The 22140-nt window shown below is 74.6% G+C and carries 18 protein-coding genes; 13 read left to right on the top strand and 5 right to left on the bottom strand.

Annotated elements, in window-relative coordinates; all coding sequences use genetic code 11:
- Window positions 1–17: 17 nt before the first annotated feature.
- The 3 genes from WCD58_RS04220 to WCD58_RS04210 all read left to right on the top strand — a co-directional run bounded on the left by WCD58_RS04220 (window position 18) and on the right by WCD58_RS04210 (window position 7078).
- Complete coding sequence (locus tag WCD58_RS04220) at window positions 18–2876, top strand: vitamin B12-dependent ribonucleotide reductase (protein ID WP_337699798.1); 2859 nt, start codon at window positions 18–20, stop codon at window positions 2874–2876.
- Between the two features lie 141 nt (window positions 2877–3017).
- Window positions 3018–6356: an ATP-binding protein gene (locus WCD58_RS04215; RefSeq protein ID WP_337699796.1), complete on the top strand. Its 3339-nt coding sequence runs from the start codon at window positions 3018–3020 to the stop codon at window positions 6354–6356.
- Window positions 6357–6409: 53 nt separating this feature from the next.
- Window positions 6410–7078 carry a hypothetical protein gene (locus tag WCD58_RS04210; protein WP_337699794.1) on the top strand — a complete coding sequence of 223 codons (669 nt, stop codon included), beginning with the start codon at window positions 6410–6412 and terminating at the stop codon, window positions 7076–7078.
- A gap of 24 nt (window positions 7079–7102) precedes the next feature.
- Here the strand turns inward: WCD58_RS04210 and WCD58_RS04205 are convergent, their stop codons facing one another.
- The gene (locus WCD58_RS04205; protein WP_337699792.1) at window positions 7103–7861 is read right to left on the bottom strand and encodes an endonuclease/exonuclease/phosphatase family protein; all 759 of its coding nucleotides are present in this window, start codon (window positions 7859–7861) and stop codon (window positions 7103–7105) included.
- A 53-nt stretch (window positions 7862–7914) separates the two neighbouring features.
- On the opposite strand from WCD58_RS04205, the gene WCD58_RS04200 reads away from it, so the two are divergent.
- The 7 genes from WCD58_RS04200 (at window position 7915) to WCD58_RS04170 (ending at window position 15444) form a co-directional block, all read left to right on the top strand.
- A complete protein-coding gene (locus WCD58_RS04200; protein ID WP_337699790.1) occupies window positions 7915–8481 on the top strand; it encodes a nucleotidyltransferase in 567 nt (188 codons plus the stop codon).
- Window positions 8482–8498: 17 nt separating this feature from the next.
- A complete protein-coding gene (locus WCD58_RS04195; protein ID WP_337699788.1) occupies window positions 8499–9248 on the top strand; it encodes a HipA family kinase in 750 nt (249 codons plus the stop codon).
- Window positions 9248–9619, top strand: a complete 372-nt coding sequence (locus WCD58_RS04190; protein ID WP_337699786.1) for a DUF3037 domain-containing protein — start codon at window positions 9248–9250, stop codon at window positions 9617–9619. The genes WCD58_RS04195 and WCD58_RS04190 overlap by 1 nt, the downstream gene beginning before the upstream one ends.
- 156 nt (window positions 9620–9775) lie before the next feature.
- A complete protein-coding gene (gene ppsA / locus WCD58_RS04185; protein ID WP_337699784.1) occupies window positions 9776–12169 on the top strand; it encodes a phosphoenolpyruvate synthase in 2394 nt (797 codons plus the stop codon).
- Window positions 12170–12275: 106 nt separating this feature from the next.
- Entirely contained in the window at window positions 12276–13235 is a 960-nt protein-coding gene (locus WCD58_RS04180; RefSeq protein WP_337699782.1) for an esterase-like activity of phytase family protein, read from the top strand.
- Between the two features lie 59 nt (window positions 13236–13294).
- A complete protein-coding gene (locus WCD58_RS04175; RefSeq protein WP_337699780.1) occupies window positions 13295–14197 on the top strand; it encodes a patatin-like phospholipase family protein in 903 nt (300 codons plus the stop codon).
- Window positions 14194–15444, top strand: coding sequence for a CynX/NimT family MFS transporter (locus WCD58_RS04170; RefSeq protein WP_337699779.1), 1251 nt, complete (start codon window positions 14194–14196; stop codon window positions 15442–15444). The genes WCD58_RS04175 and WCD58_RS04170 overlap by 4 nt, the downstream gene beginning before the upstream one ends.
- Here the strand turns inward: WCD58_RS04170 and WCD58_RS04165 are convergent.
- Entirely contained in the window at window positions 15395–16099 is a 705-nt protein-coding gene (locus WCD58_RS04165) for an alpha/beta fold hydrolase (RefSeq protein ID WP_337700795.1), read from the bottom strand. The genes WCD58_RS04170 and WCD58_RS04165 overlap by 50 nt on opposite strands.
- A 62-nt stretch (window positions 16100–16161) precedes the next feature.
- Window positions 16162–16905 (bottom strand): TetR/AcrR family transcriptional regulator C-terminal domain-containing protein, encoded by a 744-nt coding sequence (locus WCD58_RS04160; RefSeq protein WP_337699777.1) that lies wholly within the window; start codon window positions 16903–16905, stop codon window positions 16162–16164.
- A 65-nt stretch (window positions 16906–16970) separates the two neighbouring features.
- On the opposite strand from WCD58_RS04160, the gene WCD58_RS04155 reads away from it, so the two are divergent.
- On the top strand, window positions 16971–17348 hold the full coding sequence (locus WCD58_RS04155; protein WP_337699776.1) for a VOC family protein: 378 nt from the start codon (window positions 16971–16973) through the stop codon (window positions 17346–17348).
- A gap of 74 nt (window positions 17349–17422) precedes the next feature.
- Entirely contained in the window at window positions 17423–17911 is a 489-nt protein-coding gene (locus WCD58_RS04150) for a GNAT family N-acetyltransferase (RefSeq protein ID WP_337699774.1), read from the top strand.
- Between the two features lie 51 nt (window positions 17912–17962).
- Here the strand turns inward: WCD58_RS04150 and WCD58_RS04145 are convergent, their stop codons facing one another.
- The gene (locus WCD58_RS04145) at window positions 17963–20005 is read right to left on the bottom strand and encodes a prolyl oligopeptidase family serine peptidase (RefSeq protein WP_373696178.1); all 2043 of its coding nucleotides are present in this window, start codon (window positions 20003–20005) and stop codon (window positions 17963–17965) included.
- 40 nt (window positions 20006–20045) lie between these two features.
- Here WCD58_RS04145 and WCD58_RS04140 point away from each other — a divergent pair, with 40 nt between their 5' ends.
- Window positions 20046–21098, top strand: a complete 1053-nt coding sequence (locus tag WCD58_RS04140) for an alpha/beta fold hydrolase (protein ID WP_337699770.1) — start codon at window positions 20046–20048, stop codon at window positions 21096–21098.
- A gap of 73 nt (window positions 21099–21171) precedes the next feature.
- On the opposite strand, the gene WCD58_RS04135 is transcribed toward WCD58_RS04140, so the two are convergent.
- Window positions 21172–22020 carry an alpha/beta fold hydrolase gene (locus WCD58_RS04135; protein WP_337700794.1) on the bottom strand — a complete coding sequence of 283 codons (849 nt, stop codon included), beginning with the start codon at window positions 22018–22020 and terminating at the stop codon, window positions 21172–21174.
- Window positions 22021–22140 lie beyond the last annotated feature (120 nt).

The following is a 22140-nucleotide window of genomic DNA, read 5'->3' as shown; positions in this document are numbered from 1 at the left end:
ACAGAGGGATGGCACCGATGACGGAGACCGTCGGCACCACGTCCGAGGAGTCCGGAACCGCCGCACCGCGGCGGGGCCTGACGATCGAGCGTGTCCACACCACCGCGGGGGTCCACCCCTACGACGACGTCGTGTGGGAACGCCGTGACGTGGTGATGACGAACTGGCGCGACGGCTCGATCAACTTCGAGCAGCGTGGCGTCGAGTTCCCGCAGGCCTGGTCGGTCAACGCCGTCAACATCGTCACCAGCAAGTACTTCCGCGGCGCGCAGGGCACCGACGCGCGCGAGTCGAGCCTGCGCCAGCTCATCGACCGCGTGGTGGGCACCTACACCGCGGCGGGCACGCAGCACGGCTACTTCGCCACGCCCGAGGACGCCGAGGTCTTCTCCCACGAGCTGACCTGGATGCTGCTGCACCAGTACTTCAGCTTCAACTCGCCGGTGTGGTTCAACGTCGGCACCAGCTCGCCGCAGCAGGTCAGCGCCTGCTTCATCCTGTCGGTCGACGACACGATGGAGTCGATCCTCAACTGGTACCGCGAGGAGGGGCTGATCTTCAAGGGCGGCTCCGGCGCCGGCCTGAACCTCTCGCGCATCCGGTCGTCCCGCGAGCTGCTGTCCTCGGGCGGCACGGCCTCCGGCCCGGTGTCGTTCATGCGCGGTGCGGACGCGTCCGCGGGCACCATCAAGTCCGGCGGGGCCACGCGGCGTGCCGCGAAGATGGTCGTCCTCGACGTCGACCACCCCGACGTCGCCGAGTTCGTCGCCACCAAGCGCGACGAGGAGCGCAAGATCCGGGTGCTGCGCGACGCCGGGTTCGACATGGACCTCGGCGGCGCCGACATCGCCTCGGTGCAGTACCAGAACGCCAACAACTCGGTGCGGGTCTCCGACGAGTTCATGCGCGCGGTGCAGTCGGGCACCGAGTTCGGCCTGCGGGCGCGGATGAGCGGCGAGGTCATCGACACCGTCGACGCCAAGTCGCTGTTCCGCAGCATGGCCGAGGCCGCCTGGGAGTGCGCCGACCCGGGCCTGCAGTACGACGACACCATCAACGACTGGCACACCTCGCCGGAGTCCGGGCGCATCACGGCGTCCAACCCGTGCTCGGAGTACCTGCACCTGGACAACTCCAGCTGCAACCTCGCGTCGCTGAACCTCATGAAGTTCCTCGACGACGACAACACCTTCCGCGTCGACGACTTCGTGCGCTCGGTCGAGCTGGTCATCACCGCGATGGACATCTCGATCTGCTTCGCCGACTTCCCCACCGAGGCGATCGGCGACACCACGCGCGCCTTCCGCCAGCTCGGCATCGGCTACGCCAACCTCGGCGCGCTGCTCATGGCCACCGGCCGGGCGTACGACTCCGAGGGCGGCCGCGCGCTGGCGGCGTCGATCACCTCGCTGATGACGGGCACCGCCTACCGCCGCTCCGCCGAGCTCGCCGGCGCGGTCGCGCCGTACGACGGCTACGCCCGCAATGCCGACGCCCACCGCCGGGTCATGCGCAAGCACGCCGCGGCGAACGACGCGATCCGCACCGTGCACGGCGAGGACCGCCGTGTCCGCGACGCCGCCACCGTGCAGTGGCAGACCGGCCTCGAGGTCGGGGCGAGGAACGGCTGGCGCAACGCCCAGGCCAGCGTGCTCGCCCCCACCGGCACCATCGGCTTCATGATGGACTGCGACACCACCGGGGTGGAGCCGGACTTCTCGCTGGTCAAGTTCAAGAAGCTGGTCGGCGGCGGGTCGATGCAGATCGTCAACCAGACCATCCCGCGCGCGCTCGACCTGCTCGGCTACCAGGCGGAGCAGAGCGAGGCGATCGTCGAGTACATCGCCGAGCACGGCCACGTCATCGACGCCCCGGGCCTGCGCCCCGAGCACTACGAGGTGTTCGACTGCGCGATGGGCCAGCGCTCCATCGCGCCGATGGGCCACGTGCGGATGATGGCCGCCGTGCAGCCGTTCATCTCCGGCGCCATCTCCAAGACCGTCAACATGCCCGAGCAGGCCAGCGTCGAGGACGTCGAGGAGATCTACTTCGAGTCCTGGAAGATGGGGCTCAAGGCGCTCGCGATCTACCGCGACAACTGCAAGGTCGGGCAGCCGCTGTCCACCGGCAAGTCCTCGAGCAGCGAGAAGACGGTGGAGGCCGCGCCCGCGGTCGTCGAGCAGCGCCCGGTGCGCAAGCGCCTGCCGAAGAAGCGCCCGAGCGAGACGGTGTCGTTCGCGGTCGCCGGCGCCGAGGGCTACATGACGGCGGGCTCGTACCCCGACGACGGCCTCGGCGAGATCTTCGTCAAGATGTCGAAGCAGGGCTCGACGCTCGCTGGCGTCATGGACGCCTTCTCCATGGCGATCTCCATCGCGCTGCAGTACGGCGTGCCGCTGGAGACCTACGTGTCGAAGTTCGTCAACATGCGCTTCGAGCCGGCGGGCATGACCGACGACCCCGACGTCCGCATGGCCACCAGCGTCGTCGACTACCTGTTCCGCCGCATCGCGCTCGACCACCTGCCCTACGAGAAGCGCGCCCAGCTGGGCATCTTCTCCGCGGACGAGCGCTCGGCCCAGGTCGCCGCCACCGACTACGGCACCGGCGCGCCCGCCGCCCCGGCCCCCGCGGCCGAGCCGGCGGTCGACGTCGACTCGCTGCGCACGTCGGTGGAGGTGTCCTCGGACGCCGAGGAGCACACGCCGGCGGCGCGGAAGGCCGACGTCTCGGTCGGCAGCTCCACCGAGCTGCTCGAGCTGCAGCAGGGCAAGGCGGCCGACGCGCCGCTCTGCCTCACCTGCGGCACCAAGATGCGGCCCGCCGGCTCCTGCTACGTCTGCGAGGGCTGCGGCTCCACCAGCGGCTGCAGCTAGCCGGCGAGGAACCGTCCGAAGACCAGTCCGCTCCCCACCCCGCCCGGGGCGCCCGGCGTCACCTCTGACGCCGGGCGCCCCCCGCGCCGGTCGGGTCGGCCTGGCCCGGGTGGCGGAGCTTGATCGCCGTAGCCTGGCCCGGTGCTCGAGATCGGCGTGCTGGGCGAGGTGCGGGCGCACCTCGACGGTCGCCGCCTCGACCTCGGCGGCCCCCGCCAGCGCGCCGTGCTGGCGCTGCTGGTCGCGGCGAACGGGGCCGTGGTGCCCACCGACCGGTTCGTCGAGGACCTCTGGGCCGGCGAGCCGCCGCCGCGGGCGATCGGCGCGCTGCAGGCGTACGTGTCGCACCTGCGGCGGGTGCTCGAGCCCGACCGCGGACCGCGCCGGCCCGCCCGGGTGCTGGTCAGCGCCGCCCCCGGCTACCGGCTCGAGCTGCCCGCCGAGGCCGTCGACGCCTGGCACTACGTCGCGCTCGTCGCCGCGGCGCGTCAGGCGCTGGCCGGCGACGACCCGGACGGCGCCCTCGCGCACCTCGCGGTGGCCCGGGCACGCTGGGCCGGCACGCCCTACGCGGCCTCGGCCGACCAGCCGTGGGCGGCGGCCGAGGTCGACCGGCTGACCGCGACCCGCGCCTCGGCCGCCGAGCTCGCGGGTGTCGCGGCCACCGCGGTCGGACGCCCCGACGAGGCGCTCGCCGACCTCGAGGCCGTCCTGCGCGACGACCCGCTGCGCGAGCGGACCGCCGCCGTGCTCGCGCGCACCCTCGCCGCCGCCGGGCGCCAGGCCGACGGGCTCGCGCTCGTCCGGACCACCCGCGAGCGGCTGGCCGACGAGCTCGGCGTCGACCCGGGCGCGGACCTCCGCGCCGCCGAGTCGGCGGTCCTCGCGGGGGAGGTCGCCCCCCGCCCCGATCGAGCGCGTGGCGCTACGGACGTTCAGCGTCAGCGACGCCACGCCGCTGACACTCCGGCGACCCCGGAAGGCGGCGCGAACGGGGACTTCGGGCGCGTAGAAGCAGCGAACGCCACGTTCGCTGCGACCAGCACGGCGTTCCTCGGGCGCGCCCAGGAGCGGGCGCGGTTGCATCGCGCGGTCCGGGCCACCGCCGGCGGGCGGGGCGCCGCCGTCGCGTGGGTCGAGGGGGCCGCGGGCAGCGGGAAGTCGGCGCTGCTCGAGCAGGTCGCCGGGGAGATCGGCGGCGGAGTGCTGCGCGCGCAGTGCTCCGAGGTCGACGGCGCCCCGCCGGGGTGGGCGTGGCGCGACCTGCTCACCCGCCGGCACGGCGTACCGCCCGCCGCGCGGGACGCGTTCACGCTCGCCGGCGAGCTCGCGGCGGCCCTCGACGCCGCGCGCACGGACGGGCTCGCGGTGCTCATCGTCGAGGACGTCCACCGCGCCGACGGCGAGACCCTGCAGGTGCTGCGCCACCTGGTCACGACGTCGATCGATCCCGTGCTCGTGCTCGCGAGCTTCCGCGACGACGAGGTGTCCGAGGACCTCGCCCGCACCCTCGCGCTGCTCGCCGGGCGCACCGCCGACCGGGTCCAGCTGGGCGGCCTCGACGAGGCGTCCGCGCGCACGCTGCTGCGCCGGGTCGCCGGGCGCGAGCTCCCCGAGGGCATCTGGCGCGCGCTGGTGGAGCGGGCCGCGGGCCACGCCCTGTTCCTCGGCCAGCTCGGGCGCCTCGTCGCGTCGGAGGGTGTCGAGGTCGCCGCGCGCGGGGTGCCCGCCGGGGTGCGCGAGCTGATCGACCGCCGCGTCGAGCGCCTCCCCGCGCGCGCCGTGGCCACGCTGACCCGGGCGGCGGTGCTCGGCCGGGATGTCGACGTCGACCTGCTGCTCGCCGTCGACCCGCTGCGCGGCGGGCTCGCCGACGACGACCTGCTCGACGACCTCGACACCGGCGTCGTCGCCGGCCTGCTCGTCGAGCGCCCCGAGACCGGGCTGCGGTTCGCGCACGCGCTGATCCGCGACACGTTCGCCGAGCGCACCCCGCCGCTGCGCCGCGCGCGCCTGCACCTCGCCCTGCTCGACGTGCTCGAGCGCGACCACCCCGACCGCGTCCACGCGCTGGCCCACCACGCCGAGGTCGCGCTGTCGGCGGCGACCGCCCCGCGCGCCCTGCCCCACCTGCAGCGCGGTGCCGGAGACGCCCGCGAGGCCGGCGCGGTCGACGACGCGGTGCGCTGGTGGCGCGCGGTCCTGCGCGCCCACGACCTCGGCGCCGGCACCCCGGCGAGCCGGATCGCGGCCCAGGGCGAGCTGGTGCGCGCGCTGGCGGCGAGCGGGGACCTCGTGGCCGCCCGCGCCGAGCGCGCCCGGGCGGTCGCCGCGGCCCGGGCCCTCGGCGACCTCACCGTGGAGGCCCGGGCGTGGCGCTGGGACGTGACGACGCTGTGGAGCACCCGGCCCAGCGACGAGGACAACGGCCCCGCGATCGCCCGGCTGCAGGAGCTCCTCGCGACCGTCGGCCACGAGGACCGCGAGCTGCGCGTCGACCTGCTGCTCGCCCTCGCCCACGAGTGCGAGCCGTGGGCCCTCGAGATCGGCCGGCCCGCCGCGGTGGAGGCGCTCGCGCTCGCCCGCGGGATCGGCGACGCGCGGCTGCTGTGCCGCGCGCTCAACGTCGAGTACCTGCACACCTTCGCCGTGCCCGACCCCGACCACCACCGCCGCACCGGCGAGGAGATGCTCGCCCTCGCCACCGGCGCGGGCCTGCCCGAGCACCGGGCGCTCGCCCACCTCGTGCTCTCGGCCGAGGCGGTCGGCCGGGGCGCGCTCGACGAGGCACGGCGTCACCTCGACGACGCCGCCGCCACGGCGACCGGCGGGCAGCTCCCGGTCCTGCTGCTCTCGGTCGCCCTGTTCGAGGCCACCCTCGACCTCGTCGCCGGCCGCACCGAGGTCGCCCGGGCCGCCTTCGACGACCTCACCGCCCGCCTCGCCGCGACGGGCGACCCCAACGGCCGCGTGATCCGCGCCTGGGCGATGACCACGCTCGCCGTGGCCGCGGGCGACGCGTCCCCGATGCTCGCCGAGGTCGAGGAGATCGCCGTCCGGGACCCGGCGCTCGTCGCCGTGCTGCTGGTGCACGCCCGCCTCGACGCGGGGCAGGAGGAGCGGGCCCGGACCGGGTGGCCGCTGCCGCCACTGGCGCGCGAGGGGACCTGGCTGCTCGAGACCGCGCTGCAGTGCCTGGCCGCCGCGCGCCTGCGCGACGAGACCGTGCTGCAGAGGACGCGCGCCGACCTCGCCCCGTGGTGCGGGCGGCTCGTGCACACCGTCAACGGCCAGCTCGTCCTCGCCCCGGTCGACCTCGTCCTCGCCCGCGCCGCCGTCGCCGCCGGCGAGCCCCGGGAGGCCGCCGCGGCCCTCGACCGCGCCGCCGACCTCGCCCGGCGTATCGGCGCGCCCCACTGGCTCGCCGAGGCCACGAGCCTGCGCGACGGTCTGCAAGCCGTTCACAAGTACGGACGGTGACGATCACGGGGAGCAGGAGGCCGAACGGGTCTCCGCGGAGCCCGGGAGCCCCTGTGATCGTCACCCGCCGTCTCGTCCACACCCTCGGCGCCACCGCGCTCGCCGCGTCCGGCATCGCCGGGCTCGCAGGCGGGATGCTGCACCCGGTCGTGGGCGGCCGGTCCCACTCGGTGGCCTCGATGACGGCGGAGGGCGGCCCACCCGCCTACCTGCTGCTCTACGGCGGCGCGGTGCTGCTCATGCTCGGGCTGCCCGCGGCGTACGCCTGGCTCGCCCCGCGCGTCGGGCTGCTCGGACTCGCCGGGTTCGGCCTCTACATGGTCGGCAACGCGCTGTCGGCGCAGTCGCACCTCGTCGTCGAGGGCTTCGTCGCCCGCGAGATCGTCGGGATTCGCCCCGACCTCGTCCCCGCCGATGGCACCATCCTCGACGCGCCGTCGTTCGTCACCCTGCAAACGGTCGGGGGGCTCGTCTTCGTCGCCGGCGTCCTGCTCGTCGGTGTCGCCCTGCTCGTGCACGGGCCGGTGCCGCGCTGGATCGGCGTCGCCTTCGTGCTCTCGGCGCTCGGCGTGCTCGTGCCGCTGCCCGAGGCGCCGGTGCTCACGGGCCTGCAGGTCGAGCTGTTCGAGGCGGTCGGCACCGTCGGCCTCGCCGTCGCCATGCTCCGCGCCTCGCTCCGCACCCCGGCCGACGCGCGGTTACTGGCTGGTACCGCTCGCTGAACGAGCGATACCAGCCAGTAACCGTCACGGCGCCGGTACCACGGTCGCCGAGAGCGCCCGATGGTCCGAGAGCGGCGGGTGGTGCACGCGCGGCGTGGAGGCGACGACGCCGCGCCCGAGCAGGTGGTCGATCTGGCGGCGCGGGGCCTCGGCGGGGAAGGTCCGCCCGGACACGAGCCCGCGCAGCCCGCTGCCCAGCCGGGCGCGCCGGACGCCGAGGTTGAGGTCGCCGGTGACGACGAGCGGCGTCTCGTCGCGCAGCGCCCGCACGAGGTGGCGCAGCTGGTGCAGGTTCCAGCCGGGGATGAAGGACAGGTGGGTCGTCACGACGGTCACCGGGCCCTGCGGGGCCTCGACGCGGGCCGCCAGCGCGGTGCGGGGCTCGTCGCGGACGACGACGAGGCGGCGGGGATGCCCGAGCACCAGCGGCACGTCGCGGGGCAGGCGCGGCAGGGTCACCACCCGCCACGCGCTGACCGGGAACCGCGAGAGCAGGGCGACGCCGTACGCCGGCGTGTCGCCCGGCTCCCCGTCCGGCGCGGGCGCCCAGGCGCCCGGCACGCCGTGGAGGGTCGGCGCGAACCGGTACTCGGTCGCGCCCATCGCCTCGGCGGCCACCTTCGTCAGGTCGGCCTCGCCCGAGCGGGGCTGGGCCCGGTCGACCTCCTGCAGCCCGAGCACGTCGACGTCCAGCGCGCCGACGGCGTCGGTGAACAGGGGCAGGTCGACGGGGCCGGTCGCGGTCGCGGCGCCGTGCAGCACGTTCCAGGTCCCGAGTCGCACGAGACCCATGGTTCCCCGGTTCGGGCCGTGCCCACGCGGGTAGCGATCACGGCATGAGCGAACCGGGCGGTGAGCAGCGCCGAGAGGCGCTCAAGCGGGTCGCGGTCGCCCTGCGCGAGGGCGGGATCGGGTTCGCGCTGGCCGGGGGCTACGCGGGCTGGGCGCTCGGCGGCCCGGAGCCGGAGAACGACGTCGACTTCGTCGTCGCCGAGTCGCAGGCCGACCGGGCCGCCGAGGTGCTCGCCGCCGCCGGCCTCGCCGTGCGGCACCCGCCCGAGGACTGGCTGTTCAAGGTCGACAGCGACGGCGCCCTGGTCGACGTCCTGTTCCGGCTGGCGAGCGAGCCCGTCGACGAGGCGCTGCTCGACCGGGCCGTCGAGCAGGAGGTGCTCTCGGTGCGCATGCCCGTCGTCGAGGCCACCGACCTGATCATCGGCAAGCTCGCCGCGCTGAACGAGCACGCCTGCGACCTGTCCAAGGTCCTCCCCACCGCGCGCGCCCTCCGCGAGAAGATCGACTGGCCGCGGGCGGAGGCGGTGACGGCGTGGAACGACATCGCGGTGGCGTGCCTGTTCCTGCTGCGCCGCCTCGGCGTGGTCACGGAAACGGGCGCCCCCTGAGCGTGTTGGATGGGCCCGTGTCCGTGCTGCGCCGGGTCGTCGCCACCCGGTACGTCACCCCGCTGCGCGAGGGCGGGTCGCTGCCCGGGCTCGTCGAGGCCGACGACCTCGGCACCTACGTCGCCAAGTTCGTCGGCGCCGGCCAGGGGCCGAAGGCGCTGGTGGCCGAGGTGATCGCCGGCGAGCTGGCCCGGCGGCTCGGGCTGCGGGTCCCCGAGCTGGTGGTGCTCGAGCTCGACCCCGTGATCGCGCGCGCCGAGCCCGACTGGGAGGTCCAGGAGCTCCTCGCGCGCAGCGGCGGCGACAACCTCGGCATGGACTTTCTGCCCGGCGCCATCGGCTTCGACCCCGTGGCCCACCGCGTCGACGCGGCCGAGGCGTCGCGGGTGCTGTGGTTCGACGCGTTCGTCGAGAACGTCGACCGGTCCTGGCGCAACCCGAACCTGCTGCGCTGGCACCGCGACCTCTGGCTGATCGACCACGGCGCCAGCCTGTACTTCCACCACTCCTGGGCCCGCGCGGCCGCCGCGGTGGCGCGCCCCTACGACGCGAGCGACCACGTCCTCGGCCCCGTCGCCACCGAGCGCGCGGAGGCCGACGCGGACCTCGCCGGGCGGATCGACCGGGGCCTGCTGTTCGACGTCGTCTACCGCGTGCCCGACGTCTGGCTGGACGACGCCGAGCGGTCGCCCGACGCGCTGCGGGAGGCCTACGTCGAGCACCTGCTCGGCCGCCTCGCCGCGCGGGAAGCGTGGGTGCCCGCCTGATGGACACGTTCGAGTACGCCCTGCTGCGCGTGGTGCCCGACATCGAGCGCGGCGAGCTCGTCAACGTCGGCGTCCTGCTCCACTGCCGCCACCGCGAGCACCTCGACGCCCGGACCGCGCTCGACGTCGAGCGCGTGCGCGCCCTCGACGCCGGCGCCGACCTCGACGCGGTGCGCGACGCCGTCGAGGCCTGGGAGCGCGCGGTGCGGGGGGAGGGGCCGGCGGCGGTGCTGTCGCCGGGCGAGCGCTTCCGCTGGCTGACCGCGCCGCGCAGCACCGTCCTGCAGCCCGGCCCGGTGCACACGGGACTGACCGACGACCCGGACGCCGAGATCGAGCGCCTCGTCGCGCGGCTGGTCCGTCCGACCTGACCCGGCCTGACCCGCCCTGGTCCGACCCGAGCCGCACCTGAATCGTTCCGCCGTTTCCCGCGGGTACCGGGCGGGGGACTCCGCCCGGTGCTCGGCCGTGCGCAACCGCCGTGGCGGGAACGACGGCGCGCGCGGCCCACGGAGGAGGAGGACACGGTGGCCGACGAGGTCCGGTGGCTGGAGACGGTGGGTTCCGGCGATGTCGAGGAGGTGGGCGGCAAGAACGCCTCGCTCGGCGAGATGATCGGCAACCTGGCCGGGAAGGGCATCCGGGTCCCGGGCGGTTTCGCGACCACGGCGGCGGCGTACCGCTCGTTCCTCGAGGCCAACCAGCTGGACGAGAAGATCGCGAGCATCCTCGGCGAGCTGGCCGACGGCGCGCGGGAGCTCGCCGACGCCGGGCAGGCCGTCCGCGACCTGTTCGACCAGGCCGAGTTCCCGGAGGCGACGGCCGAGGCGATCCGCTCGGCGTACGCCGAGCTGGGGGAGCGGTACGGGACCAGCGACGTCGATGTGGCCGTGCGCAGCAGCGCGACCGCCGAGGACCTGCCCGACGCGAGCTTCGCCGGCCAGCAGGACACCTACCTCAACATCACCGGCGCGGACGCGCTGCTCGCGGCGTGCAAGGACTGCTACGCGTCGCTGTTCACCGACCGCGCGATCAGCTACCGCGTCGAGCAGGGCTTCGAGCACACCGACGTCGCGCTCTCGATCGGCGTGCAGAAGATGGTGCGCTCCGACCTCGGGTCGGCGGGCGTCATGTTCACGATCGACTCGGACACCGGCTTCCCGGACACCGCCATCATCAACGCCGCGTGGGGGCTCGGCGAGAACGTCGTCGGCGGCGAGGTCACCCCGGACCAGTACACGGTCTACAAGCCGTTCCTGGAGCACGAGGAGCTCGTCCCGATCATCGCGAAGACGGTCGGGGCCAAGGAGCGCAAGCTCGTCTACACCGACGCCACCGACCCTGCGGACGAGCCGACCGAGAACGTGGAGACCACCGACGAGGAGCGCCGCGCGCTCGTCCTCGACGACGACGAGATCCTCCAGCTCGCCCGCTGGGGCACGGTCATCGAGGCGCACTACGAGCGCCCCATGGACGTCGAGTGGGCGCGGGACGGGCGCAGCGGCGAGCTGTTCGTCGTCCAGGCCCGCCCCGAGACCGTCCAGTCGCGCGCCGGGGCCGGGACGCTCTCGACGTTCAGCCTCACCGAGACCGGCGAGGTGCTCGTCTCGGGCCTCGCGATCGGCCAGGCGATCGCGGCCGGCGAGGTGCAGGTGATCGCGTCGGCCGACGACGTCGACAGCTTCGAGGACGGCAAGGTCCTGGTCACCGAGATGACCGACCCGGACTGGGTGCCGATCATGCGGCGCGCCGCCGGGATCGTCACCGACCGGGGCGGACGGACGTCGCACGCCGCGATCGTGAGCCGCGAGCTGGGCGTGCCCGCGATCGTCGGGACGGGCGACGCGACCGAGAAGCTCGCCGACGGCCGCGAGGTCACGATCTCGTGCGTCGAGGGCGACGAGGGGCACGTCTACGAGGGCCTGCTCGCCTACGAGGAGCAGGAGCTCGACCTCGAGTCGGTGCCGCAGCCGAGGACGCGCGTGATGATGAACATCGGCAGCCCGGCCGCCGCGATGCAGTGGTGGCGCCTGCCCGCGCACGGCATCGGGCTCGCGCGCATGGAGTACCTCGTCAACAACGTCATCCAGGCGCACCCGCTGGCCCTGCTGCACCTCGACGAGGTGGAGGACGCCGAGGCGAAGCAGCAGATCGAGGAGCTCACCGCGGGCTGGGACGACAAGGGCGAGTACTTCGTCGACCACCTCGCCCGCGGGGTCGCGACCATCGCCGCGTCGCAGTACCCGGAGCCGGTCGTGGTGCGGCTGTCGGACTTCAAGACCAACGAGTACGCCGGGCTGCTCGGCGGGACGCAGTTCGAGCCCGACGAGGAGAACCCGATGCTGGGCTGGCGCGGGGCGTCGCGCTACTACAGCGACGACTACCGCGAGGCGTTCGCGCTCGAGTGCCGGGCGCTGCAGCGGGTGCGCACGGGCATGGGCTTCACCAACGTGATCGTCATGGTGCCGTTCTGCCGCACACCGGAGGAGGCCGACCGGGTGCTGGAGACGATGGCGGAGTACGGCCTCGAGCGCGGGCAGCACGGGCTGCAGGTCTACGTGATGGCGGAGATCCCGTCGAACATCCTGCAGGCCGACGAGTTCGCCGACCGCTTCGACGGCTTCTCGATCGGCTCCAACGACCTCACCCAGCTCACCCTCGGGATCGGCCGCGACGACGACCGCCTGACGCACCTGTTCGACGAGCGGAACCCCGCGGTCAAGAAGATGATCACGATGCTGATCGAGGCGGCGCACGCCAAGGACCGCTACGTCGGCATCTGCGGTCAGGGCCCCAGCGACCACCCCGACCTCGCGGAGTTCCTCGTCGAGCAGGGCATCGACAGCATGTCCCTGAACCCGGACAGTGTGCTCACCGTGATCGAACGCGTGGCCGACGCCGAGTCCCGGGGCGGCGGCTGAATGTCAGCGGCGTGGCGCCGCTGACGTCCAGTGTCCGCAACGCCACCTCGATCATGGAAGCGCGAGGGATCCCCGTCGTTCACCCCGATGCGGCACGCTGCGCAGGGTGACCAGAGCGGCGGCTCTCGCGCTCCTGCTGATCGTGCTCGCCGCGTGCGGCGGCGGGTCGGCGCCCGGCGCCCGGTCCGCCGCCGTCGCCCCGCAGCCGTGCTCGCCGAGCGTGGCGATCACCGGCTTCTCCGACGCCCTCGACGGCCGCGAGTACGGGGCGCGTCGGACGTGGCCGGTCGCCGGGCTCTCGGGGCTCGCGGTCGACCGCGACGGCACGCTGCTCGCGCTGAGCGACCGCTCGGTCCTCTTCACCCTCGACCCCCGCACCCGCGAGCCCACCGGCGCGTTCCCGCTGGCCGACGGGGCGGGGGACGCCCTCGACGCGGAGGGTCTCGCCGTCGACGCCGGCGGCACCCGCCTCGTCACGTCGGAGACCGAGCCCGCCGTCTACCGGTTCGACCCCTCCGGGCGGCTCCTCGGCCGGCTCGACGTCCCCGCGGACGTCGCCGACCGGGCCTCGTACAACAGCACCCTCGAAGGCGTCGCGGTGCTGGGCGACGGCGCGGTCGTGGCCGCCATGGAGGGCCCGCTCGACGGCGACGACCCCGGGGTGCGGCGCTTCCTCACCTGGCCTGGTCCGGGGTACACCTACCGCCCCGACCCCGGTCTCGACGTCTCCGACCTGACCGCCACCGGTGACGGGCGCCTCCTGGTCCTCGAGCGCTCCTACACCTCGGGTGTCGGCAACACCGTGCACCTCGCGCTCGCCGACCCCCGCGGCGACCCCCCGGAGCTCCCGCGCACCCTGCTCGCCGACCTCGGCACCTGCCCGAGCCTCGGGGCCGGCACGCGGCAGGCGCAGACGAACCCGCTGCTCGACAACATCGAGGGCATGACGGTGCTCGGGCGCACCCCGGACGGGGCGCTGCGGGTCCTGCTCGTGAGCGACGACAACCTCGACGCCGACCAGACCACCCGCCTCTACGATCTCCTCGTGCGCCTGCCGCCGGCGTGAATCGTGCAATCCGTGACATCGGCTGTGCGCAACGTGCCGACGGGGTAGAGGGTGGCGCGGTGACCGACGCCGATCGCTCCCGCCCCGTCCGCGCGCTCGTCCTCGGTGGCGGCGGCCTCGCCGGCATCGCGTGGGAGGTGGGCGTGCTCGTCGGTCTCGCCGAGGGCGGCGTCGACCTCGGGCTCGCCGACCGCGTCGTCGGCACCTCCGCCGGCTCGGTCGTCGGCACCCTGCTCACGACGGGCGTGGACCTCGCCGCCGTCCACGAGGAGCACCTCGCCGGCACCTCCGGCGGCACCGGCACCCCGCCCCCGAACCTCGACATGCAGGCCCTCGGCGCCGAGCTCGCCGCCGCCATGGACGGCGCCCGCGACGCCGGGGAGATGCGCGCCCGGCTCGGCGCCTGGGCGCTCGCCGCGGACACGCCGCCCGAGGCCGAGCGCCGCGAGGTGATCGACGCCCGCCTGCCGGTGAAGGAGTGGCCGAAGACCGACCTGCGGATCACCGCGGTCGACGCCGAGACCGGTCACCTCGCGGTCTTCACCCGCGAGACCCGCGTCGGGCTCGTCGACGCCGTCGCCGGGAGCTGCGCGGTGCCCGGTGTGTGGCCGCCGATGACGGTCGGCACGCGGCGCTACATCGACGGCGGTGTGGCCTCGATCGTGCACGTGGCGCGCGCGGACGACGACGGCTTCGACCTCCTGGGCCCGGCCGGCCGGCTGCTCGTCGTCGCCCCGCTCGACCCGCCGGCGGGCGGCCCGTTCCGCTCGGTGACCCAGGAGATCGACCACCGCCAGGAGCAGCACCCGGACACCACCGCGGTCGCCGTCCTCGCCGACGAGACCGCCGTCGCGGCGTTCGGCACCAACGTCCTCGACCCGGCGTCGATGCCGGCGTCCGCGCGCGCCGGACGGGAGCAGGGGCGGGCCCGGGCGGCCGAGATCGCGCAGGCCTGGTCGTGAGCGCCCCGGCCGACACGACCGGTGCCACCGCCGTGCGCCGCGGCGGCCTCGTCGCGGCGTTCGCGGTCCTGCTGCTCGCGGCCAACCTGCGCCCGCCGGTGGTGGGCGTGGCGCCGCTGGTCGACCAGGCCCGCGAGGCACTCGGCGTCTCCAGCGGCGTCGCCGGCCTGCTGACCAGCCTCCCCGTGCTCTGCTTCGGCCTCCTCGCGCCCGTCGCGCCCCGCCTCGCGCGCCGCTGGGGACTCGAGCGGCTGCTCGTCGCGGCGCTCGTCGTGCTCGCGGTCGGGATCGCGCTGCGGCTCGTCTCGGCGCTCGCGGTGATCCTCGTCGGCAGCATCCTCGTCGGCACCGCCATCGCGATCGGCAACGTGTCGCTGCCGACGCTGGTCAAGCGCGACTTCCCGCACCGCACCGGCGCCATGACCGGCGCCTACTCGATGGTGCTCACCGGCGGCGGCGCGGTGGCGGCCGCGGTCACGGTGCCGCTGCAGCGCGTCACGGGCCTGGACTGGAGCGACACGCTCGGGCTCTGGGGCCTGCTCACGCTGGTGACGCTGGTGGTGTGGCTGCCGCGGGCCCGGCGCCGCACGGTGCCCCCGCCGCCCGCGCGGGAGGGCCAGACGCTGCGCAGCGCGCTGCTGCGCGACCCGCTCGCGTGGCAGGTCACGATGTTCATGGGCCTGCAGTCGCTGCAGTTCTACGCGATGTCGGCCTGGATCCCGACGATCTTCGTCGACGCCGGGCGCACGCCGGCCGAGGGCGGGCTGCTGCTCTCGCTCGCCGGGTTCGTCGGCCTCGTGTTCTCGGCGACGGCCCCGTCGTTCGCCATGCGCCGCCCGTCCCAGAGCGCGGTGGTCGTGACGACGACGCTGTTCTACGTCGTCGGTTACGTGGGGCTGCTCGTCGCCCCCGGCTCGCTGGCCGCCCTCTGGATGGTGGTGCTCGGGATCGCGCAGGGCTCGAACATCGCCCTCGGGCTGCTGCTCATCACGCTGCGCTCGCCCGACACCGAGCACACCGCCGAGCTCTCCGCGATGGCCCAGGGCATCGGCTACACGCTCGCCGCTCTCGGGCCGTTCGCCCTCGGCGCGCTGCACGACGCGAGCGGCGGCTGGACCGTGCCGATCGCGGTGATGCTGGTGCTCGTCGTGCCGCTGGTGATCGTCGGCTGGGGCGCCGGGCGGGACCGGCACGTGCTCAGCCCAGCACCGACAGCAGAACCCGAACGGTCCCGTCCGGGTCGGTGACCATGGCGTCGTGGCCGGTGTCGAGGACCTCGACGCCGCGCCACGTCCCGTCCTCGCGGGCGGCGGCCGCGATGCCCGCGAAGGCGTCGGGACCCGGCTTGTCGGTGCAGTGGACGTACCAGCGGGGGAGCGGCGGGACCGGCAGGTCGGGGAACGGGTCGTCGGGCACGCGCCGGGGCTGCGGGGTCAGGCGCGGCCCGACCCAGGCGCGCAGGGCGGGGTCCCGGATCGCCCAGCCGTCCATCGCCTCGTCGGGGTCGAGCACGATCCGGTCGTCGCCGTCCACCCGGCTCAGGAAGAACTCGCGGCGGGCCGGCGCCATGAGGTCGTGGAGGGACCGCCCGGGCTCCGGGACGAAGGCGTCGAGGTAGACGAGCCCCGCGAGGCGGTCCGCGGCGCGCTGGGCGACGCCGGTGATCACCGCGCCGCTCGAGCTGTGCCCGACGAGCAGGACGTCGTGCAGGTCCTCCATGACCAGCAGGGCGACGACGTCCTCGACGTGCGTCGCGAGCCCGACGTGCGGTCCGTGCAGGTGCGCGCGCTCGCCGACACCGGTCAGCGTCGGTGCGTGCACCTCGTGGCCCGCCGCCCGGAGGCGCTCGGCGACCGGGTGCCAGACCCATCCGCCGTGCCACCCGCCGTGCACGAGCACCATCGTCGCCACCGGACCAGGGAAGCGTGTCCGCGGGCGCGGGCCAAGGCGCCGGACGGCGCAGCTCAGCCGACCAGCGCCGCGAGCCCGTCCAGCACGCGGGCGAGGCCGAAGCGCCAGGCGTGGTCCGGGTCGCGCGCCGACTGCTGCGCGGCGCCCGCGGCCGCGCCGACCCGCACGGCGCGGGGGAAGCGCTCGGGGTCGAGCACCTGGCCGAGTACCGGGGCCCGCGCCGCCCACCACGCCGCCGGGTCGTCGCCGCCCGCCGACTGCTGCTCCACCAGCGCCGCCGCGCGCGTGACGTCGAGCAGGAAGGTCAGGGCGGCGTCGCGGTCGACGTCGTCGAGACCCGCGAGGTCGGCGAGCTCGTCGAACGCCGCGAGCTCGTGCTCGTACTTCGCGGTCTCGCCGGGCCCCAGCACCGGCCGGCCCGGGTCGACGCGCGCGGCCCAGGGGTGGGCGCGGTGCAGGGCGCGGTTCTCCTCGGCGACGGCGGTGAGGCGCTCGCGCCACCCGAGGCCCGTCGTGTCCTTCCGCGGCATGGCGGCGTAGGCGGCGTCGACGACGAGGTCGGCGAGCTCCTCGCGCCCGGGCACGTAGGTGTAGAGCGTCATCGGGGCCACGCCGAGCTCGCGGGCCAGGGCCCGCACCGACAGCCCCGCGAGCCCGTCGGGACCGCCGGCGTCGGCGAGCGCGGTCGCCCGAGCGACGACGGCGTCGAGGTCGAGCCCCCGCCGCGGACCTCGCGTGCCCGCGGGCTGCTCGACCCGCCACAGCAGGGCGAGCGTGCGGGCAGGGTCCGTGGCCACGCGATCATCGTGGCACATCTTCTCTGTACGGCGTACGTTGTACAGCGTACGGAGAGGGGATGCCCATGAAGATCACCGCGTCCGCGGTCTCGCTCAACGTCGCCGACCCCGAGGCCTCGGCGGCCTTCCTCGTCGACCACTTCGGGTTCGAGCAGGTCATGGCCGCTGACGGGTTCGCGTCGCTGGCACGGGAGGACGCCGGCACGGGGGTCGTCTTCCTGCGGACCGGGCTGGAGTCGCTGCCCGCGGATCAGCGCGACGAGCACGCCGCCGGCCTGATCCTCGCGTTCGTCGTCGACGACCTCGAGGGCGAGCTCGCCCGGCTCGAGCGCGAGGGCGTCACGATCACGATGCCGCTGACCACGGAGCCGTGGGGCGAGCGCGCGTTCCAGGTCCGCGACCCGAACCGCGTGATCGTGCAGCTCGTGGACTGGAACGGTTGATGCTGCGCAGGTGAGTGAATCGGGTCGCCGGGGCGACCCATTTCACTCACCTGGCCGGAGGCCATCATGGGCCCGTGGAGATCGTCCTGGCCCCCGTGCGCCCCGACTCGCCCGACGGCCTCGCCGCCCTGCGGGCCTACGCCGGGGAGCTCGCCCGCCGGTGGCCCGAGAAGGCGCCGGAGCCCGAGTGGTCCGAGGCGCTGATCGCCGACGACCCGCTGGCGCTGACCCCGCCGTCCGGCGTGTTCGTCGTGGCGAAGGCGAGGGAGCAGGTCATCGGCTGCGCGGGGCTGCGCCTCGAGGGCGCCGACGTCCCGCCGGGCGCCGGGGAGGTCAAGCGCATGTGGGTCGACCCGACGATCCGCGGCCAGGGCCTCGGACGGCGCCTGCTCGCGCACCTCACCGAGCTCGCCCGCGAGGCCGGGCTGCGGCGCCTCGTCCTCGACACCGCCGAGGACCTGGCCGCGGCGCGCGCACTCTACGCGCGCGAGGGGTTCGTCGAGACCGAGCCGTACAACGCCAACCCCTACGCGCACCACTGGTTCACCCGCGACCTCTGGTGACCCCTCCGTGAGCACTTTCCGGGCCTGTGGGCCCGGAAAGTGCTCACGTACTCAGCCCACCTGGCGCCAGCAGAACTCGAACACGAGCGCCCACTGGAACGCGCGCTGGGCGTTGTCGGCCGCCCCGCCGTGGCCGCCCTCGATGTTCTCGTAGTACTCGACCTGGTGGCCCTGCTCCCGCAGGCGCGCGACGGCCTTGCGTGCGTGGGCGGGGTGCACGCGGTCGTCGCGGGTCGAGGTCGTCACCAGGACCGGCGGGTAGGCCTCGTCGGCGCGCAGGTTCTGGTACGGCGAGTACTGGGAGATCCACTCCCACTCCTCGGGCACGTCGGGGTCGCCGTACTCCGCCATCCACGACGCCCCGGCGAGCAGCAGGTGGAACCGTCGCATGTCGAACAGCGGCACCATCACCACGATCGCCCCGAACAGTTCCGGGTAGCGCGTGAGCATCACGCCCATCAGCAGCCCGCCGTTGCTGCCGCCGTGGATCGCGAGCTGCTGCGCGGTGGTGATCCCGCGGTCGGCGAGGTCGCGGGCGACGGCGGCGAAGTCCTCGTACGCGCGGTGGCGGTGCTCGCCGAGCGCCGCGGTGTGCCAGGTGGGTCCGTACTCGCCGCCGCCGCGGATGTTGGCGACGACGTAGGTCCCGCCCCGGGCGAGCCACGCGCGCCCGATGAGCCCGCTGTAGCCCGGCGTCAGCGCGATCTCGAAGCCGCCGTAGCCGGTCATCAGCGTCGGCCCGGGGGTGTCGGACACCCGGCCCACCACGAAGTACGGGATCCGCGTGCCGTCGTCGGACGTGGCGAAGAACTGCCGCACCTCGAGCCCGGTCGCGTCGAAGCGCGCCGGCGCCGTGCGCAGCACCTCGGGGTCGGGGTCGCTGTCGAGGCCCAGCTCGCCGCGCAGGAACGTCGAGGGCTGCGTGTAGCCGTCGGTGTCGAGGAAGTACTCGTCGCTGCGGTCGGGGTCGACGCCGACGAGGTCGACCGAGCCCAGGTCCGGGCCCGCGGGCAGCTCCCGGCGCGCCCAGTCCCGCGACGGCGTCAGCACCTCGAGGCGGGTGACGACGTCGGTGAGCACGGAGAGCACGAGGTGGTTCTGCGTCCACGCGTGCGAGCTCAGCGACCGGCTCGGGGTGGGCTCGAACAGCACGCGGGCGGTGCGGTCGCCGGCGAGGTAGGCCTCGAAGTCGAAGCAGAGCAGCGCGCCCGCCGGGTGCTCGGTGCCCTCGACCGACCACGGCGAGCGCGTCCGGACGAGCAGCCACTCCCGCTCGACGTCGGTGTCGGCGTCGGGCGGGACGTCGATGAGCACCTGCGTCCCGTCGGGGCGCAGCAGGAACTCCTCGGTGGTGTGGAAGTCGGGGCTGCGCCCGACGAAGTCGCGCTCGTAGCCCGGCGTGTGGTCGTGGCCCGCGAACGCCGACACGTCGGTCTCCGCGGCCTCGAACACCACCTCGGCCTCGGCGACGGGCTGACCGCGCCGCCAGCGCCGCATCACCCGCGGGTAGCCCGACGTCGTCAGCGAGCCGGGACCGAGGTCGGTGCCGACGAAGACGGTGTCGTCGTCGATCCAGCCCACCCGGCTCTTCGCCTCGGGGAGCGTGAACCCGTCGGTGATCCACTCCAGGGTGCCCAGGTCGAACTCGCGCACCACGGTGGCGTCGGCGCCCCCGCGCGAGAGCTGGACGAGCGCGCGCGTGTAGTCGGGGTAGCGCACGCCGGCTCCGGCCCAGACCCAGTTCTCGTCCTCGGCCGCGGCGAGCGCGTCGACGTCGAGCAGCAGCTCCCAGTCGGGCTCGCCGGTCCGGTAGCTCTCGAGCGTCGTGCGGCGCCAGAGCCCGCGCGGGTGCCCGGCGTCCTGCCAGAAGTTGTAGAGCAGCTCCCCGCGCCGGCGCACGTAGGGGATGCGGTCGTCGGCGTCGAGGATCGCCCGCAGGTCATCGCGCAGCTCGGCGAACCGCTCCGAGTCCGTCAGGACGGCGAGCGACTCGTCGTTGCGTTCCTTCACCCAGGCCAGCGCGTCGTCGCCGGTGACGTCCTCGAGCCAGAGATACGGGTCGTCGGGGGAGCTCACCGGTCCATCCTCACCCATCGTGGGGCGGCCCCGCTCGCGGGCGTGATCTCATGAGCGCGTGACCGACGGGCGCGGCTACTACACCCACGCGCAGCAGGGTGAGCACGAGTACTTCGACCTCGGCGCGTTCGTCCTGCGGTCCGGGTACACGCTGCCCGGCGCGACGCTCGCGTACCGCACCCACGGCACGCTGAACGCCGCGCGCGACAACGCGGTGGTCTTCCCGCACATGTACTCGGGCACCCCGTCGTCGCTGGACGTGCACATCGGCCCGGGCCTCCCGCTCGACCCGGAGCGGTGGTTCGTCATCTGCCCCGGGCAGCTCGGCGGCGGGATGTCCAGCTCGCCGTCCAACACCGCGCCGCCGTTCGACCGGGGCCAGTTCCCGGCGGTGTCGATCGCCGACGACGTCGTCGCGCAGCACCGCCTCGTCACCGAGCACTTCGGGATCGAGCGCCTGCACGCCGTGCTCGGCTGGTCGATGGGCGCGCAGCAGACCTACGAGTGGGCCGCGCGGTTCCCGGCGATGGTCCCGCGGGCCGCGGCGTTCGCGGGCACGGCGCGCACCCCGGTCCACAACCGGATCTTCATCGACCTGCACCTCGAGCTGCTGCGCTCCGATCCGGCCTTCGCGGGCGGCTTCTACGCCGACTCCGCCGACGTGCGCCTGGGCCTGACCCGCCACGCGCTCGCGTTCTCGCTGCAGGGCCTCACCCCCGAGTGGTACCGCGGGGAGCACTGGCGACGGCTCGGGTTCGCGAGCGCCGACGACTTCCGCCAGGGCTTCATCCGCGGGTACTTCGCGCCGATGGACCCCAACAACCTCGTCAGCCAGGCCTCGAAGTGGTGGCGCGGCGACCTGTCCCCGCACGGTGGCGGCTCGCTGCACACGGCGCTCGGCCGCATCCCGGCGCACTTCTTCGTCGTCCCCTTCGGCGGCGACCAGTTCTTCCCCGTGGAGGACTGCGAGACCGACGCCGGGCACCTGCCGCACGGCGAGCTCCGCGTGATCGACACCCCGGCCGGGCACTTCGCGATGTTCGGGCTCCTCGACGAGGACACCCGGCTCATCCACGAGGTGATGGCCGAGATGCTGGATTCGCCGGGATAGCTCCTCCGCGCCGGAGGTCGCAGGACAGTGCGACGAAGGAGCGCCGGCGTGCGCATCTCCTTGGCGCGACCGGTCAGCCGTCCCGGCCGTGACGGAGCAGCTCGCGCCACTCCGCGGCACTCCAGCGGGCGGGGTCGGTGTCGGCGAGGAAGGCGCGCAGGGCGGCCAGGACCTGCGACGGGTGGGTGTGGAACGGGAAGTGTCCGGCGCCCTCGAACACGACGAGCCTGCTGCCCGGCATCGCCTCGTGCGCCGTCCGCGCGTGCCCGGTCGGCACGATCATGTCGTCGGAGCCCCAGAGCAGCAGCGTCGGCATGCCGGCGGTGAGGTAGCAGCGGTCGAGCATGGTGACGACCTGCCCGCGCCAGTCGACGACCGCGCGCAGCGTGCGCAGGAACGCGCTGCGGCTCGTGGCGTCGGGGAGGGCGTCGACGAGCCGGACGAGGTCCTCGGCGTCGCGGCCCAGCGGGTGGTCGAGGCGGGCGAGCGTCCACATCGCGGCCTCGGTCGGGAGACGGACCCCGGGGAGCCCGAGCATCCCGAGGACGAGCTGTGCGCCGGGCAGGGACGCCGCGCGCAGCGCCGGGCTCACCGACTGCGAGACGCCGCCGGCGCCGACGAGGACGATCCGCTCGGTGCGCTCGGGGTACTGGTAGGCGAACTGCATCGCCACGCCGCCGCCGAGCGAGTGCCCCACGAGGGTGGCCCGGTCGATGTCGAGGACCCCGAGCAGGTCCCGCATCCCGTTGGCGTAGGCGGCGACGGAGTAGTCGCCGCGGGGCTTGTCCGAGCCGCCGTGACCGAGGAGGTCGGGGGCCAGGACGGTGTGGTCACGGGCGAGGTCGTCGAGCAGGGGACCCCAGGTCGACGAGTCGTCGCCGATGCCGTGGATCAGGAGCAGCACCGGGCCCGAGCCCGCCATGCGGAAGGCGCGGCGGTACCCGTGGACGGTGCGGTACTGCAGGACCCACTCCTCGCCCGGCACGTCCCGCAGGACGGGGCCGGGCGAGGGGGGTCCGGACGGTGGTCGGCGCAGCAGCAC

This window comes from Actinomycetospora flava (genome assembly GCF_037400335.1).
GTDB lineage: Bacteria > Actinomycetota > Actinomycetes > Mycobacteriales > Pseudonocardiaceae > Actinomycetospora > Actinomycetospora flava.
This window is presented reverse-complemented; position numbering and strand designations above follow the sequence as displayed.

Coding starts and splice junctions, on each gene's coding strand:
- WCD58_RS04220 (WP_337699798.1), top strand. CDS start 18: ATGACGGAGACCGTCGGCACCACGTCCGAGGAGTCCGGAACCGCCGCA.
- WCD58_RS04200 (WP_337699790.1), top strand. CDS start 7,915: ATGAGCGAACCGGGCGGTGAGCAGCGCCGAGAGGCGCTCAAGCGGGTC.
- WCD58_RS04190 (WP_337699786.1), top strand. CDS start 9,248: ATGGACACGTTCGAGTACGCCCTGCTGCGCGTGGTGCCCGACATCGAG.
- WCD58_RS04165 (WP_337700795.1), bottom strand. CDS start 16,099: ATGGTGCTCGTGCACGGCGGGTGGCACGGCGGATGGGTCTGGCACCCG.
- WCD58_RS04155 (WP_337699776.1), top strand. CDS start 16,971: ATGAAGATCACCGCGTCCGCGGTCTCGCTCAACGTCGCCGACCCCGAG.
- WCD58_RS04145 (WP_373696178.1), bottom strand. CDS start 20,005: ATGGGTGAGGATGGACCGGTGAGCTCCCCCGACGACCCGTATCTCTGG.
- WCD58_RS04135 (WP_337700794.1), bottom strand. CDS start 22,020: ATGGCGGGCTCGGGCCCGGTGCTGCTCCTGATCCACGGCATCGGCGAC.